The following is a 5,501-nucleotide window of genomic DNA, read 5'->3' as shown; positions in this document are numbered from 1 at the left end:
ACTTCTTCATTTTAGCTTTAAGTTTTGCTACTTGTCTTGGTTTGTTTTAAAATTATTTAAATTGGAAATTAGAGTTGCTACTAAATATAGTATAAAATTTTTCTCTTGTCAATAGCCTTTCACGATTTTTTCACCTTAAAAAACAGAATCGCAGGAAATACTACCGTTATCTTCGTTGTAGGTACAGGAAAAGTTATCTTCGTTAGATACTGCTTTTAGTTTTATAGGGTTTTCACTTTCAAGCTCTATACTCTGGGTAAATTGGGATTTTCCACATTTTGATACCACATCTTGTAGAGATTGGTTATTTCCTGTTTGTCTTGCAACTGCTATATCACCAAGACAGTTTCTTATATCACTTAGAAGTGCAGTTCTGATAGCGTTCTTTTTATACTTACCATACATAGGTATAGCTATTGTAACAAGAATGGCTATTATCGCGATTACTATCAACATTTCTATAAGTGTAAAGCCTTTTTTTCCAGACATGACACAACACACTCCCTCCTTTTTACCATATATTTTAATATAAAGTCTGTTTTGTGATTATGTCCGAATACCTTAAGTTAGTTACAGTTCCACAGGTAGGTGGTTTTAGAAGATTGTTAAATTTATTTGCTACATTTGTAATGACAATAGGATCAAAACTTATAGTAAAATTACCACTGATATTAATGTTGTTGTTTTGACCTTCTGATACTAACATACCGTTTATGTTAAAGTTACCATTTCCACTACCAATGTTTAGGTTGTTGTTATTACTTGTTGCATACACTATTCCGTTTATTTCTGCATTGCCATTTCTTTGTATGTTTATATTGTTATCAGATATTATTAAAACTGGATTATCTGGAGTTCCTAACTTACTGTTTGAATCAAGGTTTATATTTATATTCTGACCTCCACCACCACCAAAAATTAAGCTATTTTCTACTGTTAGATTATTAGCTGATATATTATAATTTTGTGCAAAGATGTTAACATTGCTTACATTTACTTTATTTGTCGTCATATTTGCATTATTCCTTGCAACTAATGTTAAACTTGAAGAGGGTGAAACATCACCTGTAAAGTTAACCTCATTTGCAGCTAAAGCTCCTCCACCGCTAAAATTACTACCTAAGTTTAAAGTTGTATTTTGACCTAAATCTACGTTTTTACAATAGATTGTAGATAGATTTGAGTTATTGTTACAATTTACAAAATTAACCTTGTATTTGCTTCCATCCCATGTAAAGGTAGGTTTCACTTGTATGTTTACTCCTGAAATGTTATAGCAGCTGCTTGCTGTAAGAGTATTACCAGAGCCTGTAACTGTTTCTAAGTTTATATTTTGTCCAAAGTTGCAAAGGTCGTATGTATTGTTTTGTAAGTTTGATGGATTTGTTTGGTCAGTTAATGTTAAAGATGCACCATTAGTTGTTAAACCTGTTGGCTTTCCGTTATCAAAAGCTACACCATAGAGCTGTGTCATTTTGTTAAATAATGCATTTCTATCAGGTAAACCATTAAAATAAGTACTTAACAAACTTTGCTGACATAGATTTGGGTCGTATTTGTAAGGATCCATATTATATGCAGTTAGACCTCCGTTGTTATTCTTACAAGTATTATTTAGAGAAATATTATTTAGCCTGTTAGTGTAATCATTTCCTGTTATTAATGCAGGTGTAATACAACTACTCTCGCAACTTTCTATACTTGAACTACCATCTAATTTCATGTTTGAAAGATTACACATAACCACAGTTGCGTATTTTGTAGATGTTGATTGAGTTGATATAACAGCAATCTTAGAAACGGTTGCACCTGCAAAAGTCCCAACGGATTTTATAAAACAAGAAGAACCGGCTTTTACCGTATAAACAACTACACCATCTGCATAGTTTTTTGAATCTCCACAGTTTAATTGTTGATTATTCATATCGTTAAATACTTTCATTATGCCGTAATCTGCCCTTTTTTCAGCTGTTTTATACTTTACATCTGAACTAACAAGGATATAACCATACTGACTCACATATACAGCAGCACTACCTAACACAAATACAACAGCAGATAAAATGAGAACCGTTATCAAAGAAAAACCTTTTTCATTATTCATTTTTACTACCTCCACTTATCTACTGTAATACTTTTCTACTTTAAACACTTTAGTTGGGTCTGTTTGAGATTGAAACTCTATTGTAAACTTCACTCCCAATCCGGATTTTTCAGCTGTAAAAGACCTAACTTTCGCTATGTTTACAGCATTTTCTGAATCGTTACAAATACTAACATCTTTCTTATCCATCTTTAACCAACCGTCAGTGTCTACATATATCCTTATAAAATGTGGAACTCTTACTATAAAATCACCTGAAGAAAACATAGAGTTTAAACTTGCTGTTGCATTTGGATTGTTTAAATCTGTTTTATTTATACAATCAGCATTGTTAGGATTTAGGTTAACAAGTTGGATAAATCCTGAAAATCCACCATTATACTTAAAATAACAGTTATCTTTTTGATTTGAACTTAATCTACAACTTAAAAGATTTGCTACCTTGTTGTTTTCGTCTATACTTAAAACAAAACCACTACCTCCCAAAGAAGCAAAAAATTGTACTTCTGAGTTGTTATTAGTGGTTTTTACAGTCATACAAAGAGGGTTGTCTGGATATGGATTATTTGTGGATAGTTTGGTAACATCAGGACTAAAACTGTTGTAATCTGGACAATCTGGTAAAGGTGTGTTTACATTACAGTTTTTACAAGGAACACCTACTCCCCATCTGGACATAATAAAGTCCAAAGTTGCAAGACCTGACTGTGCTTCTTCTATCGTTTCTGAAACAGGTTTTACTTTTTTTACATTTGAATTTCCAACCATAAACAAAGAAGTTATAGCCATCAAAGTTATAATCCCAACGATGATACTTACCAAAAGCTCTGTTAATGTAAAACCTTTACTCTTCATTTTTATACTCCTACTGAAAATTACACACAACTGTTCTTAATGTAAAAGGTTGTATATTTAGTCTATCTATTTGACCTGTTATACTAACTTCATTACAACCTTGAGAAGGTTGACAGCTTCCATTTGTAGTTATCCTAACAGTATAGTTACCACATGAGACAGTACTATCAGGATTTTGCCTGGATTTGCATTTTTCCACCTGAGAAGACACCGCGTTTATTACACATTCCATAGCATACCTTTTTTGAGTGCTAAAACCAAACATCGTTATCATATTCATAATTCCAATAGCCACAAAAAATATTATTACCGTTGCTATCAAAGACTCTATTAGTGAAATCCCTTTATTCAACGACATGTTCCGCTACCTCTCTCTATAAGTATTCTTCCTGCAGCTGATGCTACTGTAAATTTTGTGTAAACTTCTCCACTGGTAATGCAAACATTACCAGGAAATACACCTAAACCTCTGGGGTCAAACATAAATCGGCAATCTGAACCATTGAATGTAGAATAACTACTTAGATTTACAGTGTATAGTAAAGTTCCACTACAACTACAAACTGACCTACTTGTTCCAACATCGTAAACCGCAAGAGTTTTTGAGTTTGTTATACAAACACTAACATTTGTAGATTTTTCTAAGGCTTTTAGCTTTGCATTTTTTATTACCATCTCAACTTGAAAAACATCTTCTTTGTATTTGTAAGTTTTCATAAACTTTGGAAGGTTCAAAGATGCTATCGTTACTAAAACTGACAGTACAGCTATCGCAACTAAAATCTCAATTAATGTAAATCCTTTTGTTTTCATAATTTTTCTCCATCGGACTTGTTGATGAAAGTTTATAACTTTTTCGTATAAAAATCGTGAAAAAATTAGATTAACGAGCAAAATCTTTCGTAGTCTTCTTTTGTATCTATTCCGATAGAGTCTTTTGATGCTTGAATAACTTTTATTTTGTAGCCGTTGTAAAGTAGTCTAAGTTGTTCTAACTTTTCTACTTCTTCTAATGGAGAAGGTTTTAGGTTGAAGGAAAATTCCAGTAAAACATCTTTATGGTATCCGTAAACACCTATATGTTTTTGTGGTTTTAGTATTTTTAGCATCTGTGAAAAGTCTATATCTCTGTAAAAAGGTATTGGACTTCTTGAAAAGTAAAGGGCGTATCCGTTTTTGTCCGTTATAACTTTTACAACATTTGGATTTATGTAATCTTCTTCGTTTTCTATTTGGTATGATAAAGTTGCAACTTGGTCTTGTTCAAGGGTTTGGAATATTTTTTTTACATCTTGGGGGTGTATTGTAGGCTCATCTCCTTGAAGGTTTACAACAACATCATAATCAAGGTTTTTTAATGTATAGGCTATTCTGTCTGAGCCACTTTTTAAGTTTGATGGTGTAAGAATAACTTCAACCGGATAATCTGACAAAACCTTTTTAAACTCTTCATCATCACAAACTACAACAACCGGATATCCAACTTTCAAAGCGTTTTCTACAGTCCAAGCTATAACTGGTTTGTTTTTTACAGGTAGTAACAGTTTATCCTTTAATCTTGTAGAACCTCTACGAGCCGGAATAAAAACTGCCTTTTTAATCTTTTACACTCTCCTTTTTGGTAAATTAGTAACCATTTTTCTAAATCTTAATTTTTTCTATACTATCGGTTATTAAGGCAATTTCAAACAAAGTGTTTAACTTCTCTTCATCTTTAATACTCTTTATCTTCTTTTGTATTTCTTCCGGAACATAGCCAAATCTCAGTTTTACAGCCTTTATTATGTTTTCTTGTAAAGTTTTAATCTTGCCTTCTTCTATTCCTTTTTCTATACCTTTCTCTATCCCTTTTTCCAATCCTTTTTTGTAAAACGGGTCTTGTTGTATCATCTCTTGGGTTATTGTTAATGGCATCTTTCTTTCCTCCAGCATCAAACTTAACTTTTCTTTTAATTTAGGTCTGTAATCTATAGCTATCAAGAGTTTTTTTATGTAGTCTCTTCTCTCTTTTTCCGGTAATCTCATCAGGTACTCTACCAAATCCTGTATGTATCTTTCAAAGTTTTCTACTTTACATAAAACCGCCAATATCTTGTCTTCAATTTTATCACTTGTCATCAACTCTTTGCATTCTATCTCTTTTATGTCTTTTAATATGTATCTGTAAATCAGATTTTCTCTCTCTATCTTGTTTTCCATTGAAGGATTACCATCTCCTACGTACAACACCATCTGGATTATTTTTTTATCCGGATAAGTGTTTGATATCAAAACGAAGTACTCAAGCATTCTGTTTGGCATGTTCTTATCTGGATGAGTTTGAAGTTCTAAGTGGAAGATAGAGCCGTCTTCTAACTCAAAGATAGCATCTGCTCTTCTTTCTTTCGTTGATGGAAACGAGGTATCCAAGATTTTAACGGCTTTTTTTCCGGATAGTATTTCAACGAATTTTTCAGGTATGTTTTGAATTATATCCCTTAATGTTATATCAAACTTGTTTTTACGGTCTGGTTTGTTAGCCGGCACTATATGTTACCTCTGC

The 5,501-nt window shown here is 32.3% G+C and carries 6 protein-coding genes and 1 pseudogene; all 7 read right to left on the bottom strand.

Translation table 11 applies throughout. The features are described from left to right. Positions 1-399: 399 nt before the first annotated feature. A pseudogene (locus NE054_RS08525) lies at positions 400-489 on the bottom strand (prepilin-type N-terminal cleavage/methylation domain-containing protein); the annotation flags it as partial. Positions 490-523: 34 nt separating this feature from the next. Beyond that, positions 524-2,104: a hypothetical protein gene (locus tag NE054_RS06890; protein ID WP_297890075.1), complete on the bottom strand. Its 1,581-nt coding sequence runs from the start codon at positions 2,102-2,104 to the stop codon at positions 524-526. A gap of 15 nt (positions 2,105-2,119) precedes the next feature. Continuing rightward, on the bottom strand, positions 2,120-2,959 hold the full coding sequence (locus NE054_RS06885) for a prepilin-type N-terminal cleavage/methylation domain-containing protein (protein WP_297890073.1): 840 nt from the start codon (positions 2,957-2,959) through the stop codon (positions 2,120-2,122). A 10-nt stretch (positions 2,960-2,969) separates the two neighbouring features. Continuing rightward, entirely contained in the window at positions 2,970-3,317 is a 348-nt protein-coding gene (locus tag NE054_RS06880; RefSeq protein WP_297890071.1) for a hypothetical protein, read from the bottom strand. After that, positions 3,308-3,772 carry a type II secretion system protein gene (locus NE054_RS06875; protein WP_297890069.1) on the bottom strand — a complete coding sequence of 155 codons (465 nt, stop codon included), beginning with the start codon at positions 3,770-3,772 and terminating at the stop codon, positions 3,308-3,310. The genes NE054_RS06880 and NE054_RS06875 overlap by 10 nt, the downstream gene beginning before the upstream one ends. Before the next feature lie 65 nt (positions 3,773-3,837). After that, positions 3,838-4,542 (bottom strand): 3-deoxy-manno-octulosonate cytidylyltransferase, encoded by a 705-nt coding sequence (gene kdsB / locus NE054_RS06870; RefSeq protein ID WP_297890078.1) that lies wholly within the window; start codon positions 4,540-4,542, stop codon positions 3,838-3,840. Between the two features lie 58 nt (positions 4,543-4,600). After that, positions 4,601-5,485: a hypothetical protein gene (locus tag NE054_RS06865; RefSeq protein WP_297890068.1), complete on the bottom strand. Its 885-nt coding sequence runs from the start codon at positions 5,483-5,485 to the stop codon at positions 4,601-4,603. Positions 5,486-5,501: the final 16 nt, after the last annotated feature.

This window comes from Sulfurihydrogenibium sp. (assembly GCF_027448985.1).
Classification (GTDB): domain Bacteria; phylum Aquificota; class Aquificia; order Aquificales; family Hydrogenothermaceae; genus Sulfurihydrogenibium.
This window is presented reverse-complemented; position numbering and strand designations above follow the sequence as displayed.